The organism is Synechococcus sp. CS-205 (assembly GCF_025128255.1).
Taxonomy (GTDB): Bacteria; Cyanobacteriota; Cyanobacteriia; order PCC-6307; family Cyanobiaceae; genus Regnicoccus_A.
Window position 1 is genome coordinate 1 of the sequence record NZ_JAHLZB010000037.1, and the last position, 5,000, is coordinate 5,000.

2 tRNA genes and 2 rRNA genes (1 of these 4 running past the window's edge) are annotated in these 5,000 nt (G+C 53.8%); all 4 read left to right on the forward strand.

Annotation, left to right across the window (positions count from 1 at the left end):
- The first annotated feature begins 745 nt into the window (after positions 1-745).
- A 16S ribosomal RNA gene (locus tag KQ297_RS09395) occupies positions 746-2,231 on the forward strand.
- Between the two features lie 197 nt (positions 2,232-2,428).
- Positions 2,429-2,502: transfer RNA gene (locus KQ297_RS09400), tRNA-Ile, on the forward strand.
- 9 nt (positions 2,503-2,511) lie between these two features.
- Positions 2,512-2,584, forward strand: a tRNA-Ala gene (locus KQ297_RS09405).
- A 500-nt stretch (positions 2,585-3,084) separates the two neighbouring features.
- Positions 3,085-5,000, forward strand: a 23S ribosomal RNA gene (locus KQ297_RS09410); it runs 972 nt beyond the window's last position.
- The 16S and 23S rRNA genes sit together here with 2 tRNA genes alongside, the layout of an rRNA operon.

The following is a 5,000-nucleotide window of genomic DNA, read 5'->3' on the forward strand; positions in this document are numbered from 1 at the left end:
AAGAGCCCGGCCATGGGTGTGGTATGTTTTTGGACTGCGCGTGAGCCGGAAGGCGATCGCTGCAGGGCTTGCAACAGAGGAGGAGGCGAGAGCCGATCGCCGGTGTTGTAAGTTTCCAAAGCGGATGGGAGACCACCCGCGAGCCACCCCGAGAGCCGAGAAGCTTTTGAGGAGGCGCACCTGGACAACTAAAAAGTTTAGGAACTGACGCTTTTGCTGCGTCGGATGCCGATGAGCTTGACGCGCGTGATGGGCTCCTGCAAGGGAGGCGTTGGCGGGTTGAGGTTAGAGGTGTCAGACGAGATAGCAGCAAAGGTGTGAGGTCCCGTCAAAAGAAACAAGCATCAGGAGCTTGCCTGAGTTTTGAGTGGATCACTTTCACGGGTGATCAGCTCAATGGATGTTCAGGTGAGTGACGGTGCGACCGGATCTGAGTGATTTGGAAAGTCGTTGCACGAGCAGCTGAAGGATGTTGCGAGGGCCGCATGGATGGGTGATCGAAACTCGATTGTCAGGGGAGACCCTGACGGGAAATGAGCGCGAAAGGTTGTCTGTGAAGGTTGTTGCGGCAGAGATTGGTGATTGTGTGATGCACTCTCGAACCCTTCTGGCTAGAAGGAGCCCTGACTGATTCTTGATGAAAGTTGAGCGATTGGGCAAAGGCGACATCATTTGCGATGACGATCAGCATTGATTCTAGCGCAAGCGAGAATCAGTATGATCGGAGTTTACAGGAATGATGACTACAACGGAGAGTTTGATCCTGGCTCAGGATGAACGCTGGCGGCGTGCTTAACACATGCAAGTCGAACGAGCCTTCGGGCTAGTGGCGGACGGGTGAGTAACGCGTGGGAATCTGCCCTCAGGAGGGGGATAACGGCCGGAAACGGCCGCTAATACCCCATATGCCGAGAGGTGAAACGAAATTCGCCTGGGGATGAGCCCGCGTCTGATTAGCTAGTTGGTGTGGTAATGGCGCACCAAGGCATCGATCAGTAGCTGGTCTGAGAGGATGATCAGCCACACTGGGACTGAGACACGGCCCAGACTCCTACGGGAGGCAGCAGTGGGGAATTTTCCGCAATGGGCGCAAGCCTGACGGAGCAACGCCGCGTGAGGGACGAAGGCCTCTGGGCTGTAAACCTCTTTTCTCAAGGAAGAAGACATGACGGTACTTGAGGAATAAGCCACGGCTAATTCCGTGCCAGCAGCCGCGGTAATACGGGAGTGGCAAGCGTTATCCGGAATTATTGGGCGTAAAGCGTCCGCAGGCGGCCTTGAAAGTCTGTTGTTAAAGCGTGGAGCTCAACTCCATTTCAGCAATGGAAACTACAAGGCTAGAGTGTGGTAGGGGCAGAGGGAATTCCCGGTGTAGCGGTGAAATGCGTAGATATCGGGAAGAACACCAGTGGCGAAGGCGCTCTGCTGGGCCATAACTGACGCTCATGGACGAAAGCCAGGGGAGCGAAAGGGATTAGATACCCCTGTAGTCCTGGCCGTAAACGATGAACACTAGGTGTCGGGAGAATTAACCCTTTCGGTGTCGTAGCCAACGCGTTAAGTGTTCCGCCTGGGGAGTACGCACGCAAGTGTGAAACTCAAAGGAATTGACGGGGGCCCGCACAAGCGGTGGAGTATGTGGTTTAATTCGATGCAACGCGAAGAACCTTACCAGGGTTTGACATCCTGCGAATCCCTTGGAAACTTGGGAGTGCCTTCGGGAGCGCAGTGACAGGTGGTGCATGGCTGTCGTCAGCTCGTGTCGTGAGATGTTGGGTTAAGTCCCGCAACGAGCGCAACCCACGTCTTTAGTTGCCAGCATTCAGTTGGGCACTCTAGAGAGACCGCCGGTGATAAACCGGAGGAAGGTGTGGATGACGTCAAGTCATCATGCCCCTTACATCCTGGGCTACACACGTACTACAATGCTACGGACAAAGGGCAGCAAACTCGCGAGAGCTAGCAAATCCCATAAACCGTGGCTCAGTTCAGATCGTAGGCTGCAACTCGCCTACGTGAAGGAGGAATCGCTAGTAATCGCAGGTCAGCATACTGCGGTGAATACGTTCCCGGGCCTTGTACACACCGCCCGTCACACCATGGAAGTTGGCCATGCCCGAAGTCGTTACTCCAACCCGCAAGGGAGGAGGACGCCGAAGGTGGGGCTGATGACTGGGGTGAAGTCGTAACAAGGTAGCCGTACCGGAAGGTGCGGCTGGATCACCTCCTAACAGGGAGACAACAACTGATTGTGATGTCTGGCTATTTTATCGCTAGACCATGATCCTGTCATCTCGATGGTTAATCGGTACCTCAACCGACAAAAACGAAGCCTGATGGTATTCCAGCAATGGGAGAGCAGATGTGCTGTCGTGGATGTCTTTTCAGTTCCTAAACTTTGTCTAGGTCACCCCGCAAGGGTATCCCTGGGCCATTAGCTCAGGTGGTTAGAGCGCACCCCTGATAAGGGTGAGGTCCCTGGTTCAAGTCCAGGATGGCCCATTCGTGTTTGGGGGTTTAGCTCAGTTGGTAGAGCGCCTGCTTTGCAAGCAGGATGTCAGCGGTTCGAGTCCGCTAACCTCCACTGACCAACCCACCAGGTTCGCGAAAGCAACGGGAGAGAGCTTGCGGCGGTGAAATTAGACAATTGTACTGAAAGAAGGATTCTAGCTTCCTTTCATTTTATGGTGACAACAACTTGAGTCAGATCAGGTGTTGTTTGAGGCCATGATTGAAAAGACGCTGGACTCCAGTGACATCAGCTGAGAAGCTGATGGTGCTTGTGTTCAGTAGAACCTTGACAACTGCATAGGTAAGTCTGTAAATAAAGCATCTCATGGATGCTTCAAGAGCAGCAACTGATTTTGGTGGTTATGCCGCTGAGGTCTGGTTCTGTTTTTGGAGCAATTCTAGAGTAGGAGCCGAGACTCCATATTGCTCCTGGTTCTTGCCAAAAGAACTGGGTTTGATCTTGTTTTCAGTATCAACGCCAGACTGATTGGAGAAATCCAGTTGTTTGAGTTGTTGAGGGTGAAAGCAGGAGAATCTGCGTACAACCGCAGCAAGGTGATATGGAGATAAATTGGTCAAGCTACAAAGGGCTCACGGTGGATACCTTGGCACACAGAGGCGATGAAGGACGTAGTTACCTGCGATAAGTCTCGGGGAGCTGGAAACACGCTTTGATCCGGGAATTTCCGAATGGGGCAACCCCTAGAACGGCCACCTGAATCCATAGGGTGGCGCGAGCCAACCCAGCGAACTGAAACATCTTAGTAGCTGGAGGAAAGGAAAGTAAAAACGACTCCCTCAGTAGCGGCGAGCGAACGGGGAAGAGCCTAAACCGATGGTTTCGACCATCGGGGTTGTGGGACAGCAACGTGGATCAGTGCCGTTAGTGGAAGCGTTTGAATGGCGCGCCATAGAGGGTGAAAGCCCCGTACACGAAAGCGAATCTGACCTAGCTGTATCCCGAGTAGTACGGAGCACGTGAAATTCCGTATGAATCTGCGAGGACCACCTCGTAAGGCTAAGTACTCCTGTGTGACCGATAGCGCAACAGTACCGCGAGGGAAAGGTGAAAAGAACCCCGGGAGGGGAGTGAAATAGAACATGAAACCGTGAGCTTACAAGCAATGGGAGCCCGACTGATCGGGTGACCGTGTGCCTGTTGAAGAATGAGCCGGCGACTTATAGGCACTGGCAGGTTAAACCGGGAATGGTGGAGCCATAGCGAAAGCGAGTCTGAATAGGGCGATCGTCAGTGTTTATAGACCCGAACCCGGGTGATCTAACCATGGCCAGGATGAAGCTTGGGTGATACCAAGTGGAGGTCCGAACCGACTGATGTTGAAAAATCAGCGGATGAGCTGTGGTTAGGGGTGAAATGCCAATCGAACCCGGAGCTAGCTGGTTCTCCCCGAAATACGTTGAGGCGTAGCGTCTAGTGCTATAGCAGGGGGGTAAAGCCACCGTTTCGGTGCGGGCTGCGAGAGCGGTACCAAATCGATACGAACTCTGAATACCCTGTGTGAAACTAGGCAGTCAGACTGTGGGGGATAAGCTCCATGGTCGAAAGGGAAACAGCCCAGACCGCCAGCTAAGGTCCCCAAATCAATGCTGAGTGATAAAGGAGGTGGGATTGCCCAGACAACCAGGAGGTTTGCCTAGAAGCAGCCATCCTCAAAGGAGTGCGTAATAGCTCACTGGTCGAGCGATCCTGCGCCGAAAATGAACGGGGCTAAGCATTGTACCGAAGCTGCGGATTTAATTGTTCTTAGGAACATTCAAATGGTAGGGGAGCGTTCCATGTGGGGTGAAGCGTTAGCGTAAGCGGGCGTGGACTGCATGGAAGTGAGAATGTCGGCTTGAGTAGCGAAAACATGGGTGAGAATCCCATGCCCCGAAACCCTAAGGGTTCCTCCGGCAGGCTCGTCCGCGGAGGGTTAGTCAGGACCTAAGGCGAGGCCGAAAGGCGTAGTCGATGGACAACAGGTCAACATTCCTGTACCTGTCATGTTTTGGGAAGGGGGACGGAGAAGGCTAGCCCAGCCAGATGTTGGTTACTGGTTCAAGCGTTCGAGGCGTTGAGGGGTGGAGAAAACACCCTGAGCGGAGGCGTGAGTACGAGCTGCTACGGCAGCGAAGTGGGTGATGTCAAGCTTCCAAGAAAAGCCCTATACCCGTTAAGGCATGACGGCCTGTACCCGAAACCGACACAGGTGGGGTGGTAGAGAATACCGAGGGGCGCGAGATAACTCTCTCTAAGGAACTCGGCAAAATGGCCCCGTAACTTCGGGAGAAGGGGTGCCACCGCAAGGTGGTCGCAGTGAAGAGGCCCAGGCGACTGTTTACCAAAAACACAGGTCTCCGCTAAGTCGCAAGACGATGTATGGGGGCTGACGCCTGCCCAGTGCCGGAAGGTTAAGGAAGCTGGTCAGCGCAAGCGAAGCTAGCGACTGAAGCCCCGGTGAACGGCGGCCGTAACTATAACGGTCCTA